Source organism: Pseudomonas sp. D47 (assembly GCF_045447305.1).
In the GTDB taxonomy this organism is placed as follows: domain Bacteria; phylum Pseudomonadota; class Gammaproteobacteria; order Pseudomonadales; family Pseudomonadaceae; genus Aquipseudomonas.
The window spans coordinates 1-420 of sequence record NZ_JBJGXU010000193.1 but is presented as its reverse complement, the minus strand read 5'-3'; the positions used below and the strand labels follow the sequence as shown (position 1 = coordinate 420).

The window sequence follows — 420 nt, the reverse complement described above, 5'->3', positions numbered from 1 at the left end:
AGCTCGCGCTCAGCGATCATCGTGAGGTGTTCGCGGTAAGGTTTGATCCACGTTTTCCAGATGATGCATCACCTGATTCAGGCAATGCCGTCATTTCCCGGTTTGTTGATTCATTGACCTTCAGGATTCAATCCGCTCGTAAGCGTTCAGAGCGCCTGTATGGTGCTGCTCATCGGACCAGTATTCGTTGGTGCTGGGTCAGGGAGGTTGGGCGTCAGGGTCGAGCTCACTACCACTTCGTATTGCTGCTCAATCGGGATGCGTACCACAGGTTGGGACGCTTTCAGTCGGAGCGGGAGAATCTCTACAGTCGCATCCAGGCTGCGTGGGCCAGCGCATTGAGGATTGCGTTCGAGGAGGCTGATGGCTTGGTGAATATCCCTGCAAACGCCACGTTCCACCTCTCTCAGGATGATCCAA

The 420-nt window shown here is 54.8% G+C and carries 1 protein-coding gene; it reads left to right on the top strand.

The features are described from left to right. On the top strand, positions 1-420 hold a 420-nt coding region (locus tag ACI77I_RS32205; RefSeq protein WP_407000249.1), incomplete at both ends, for an inovirus-type Gp2 protein.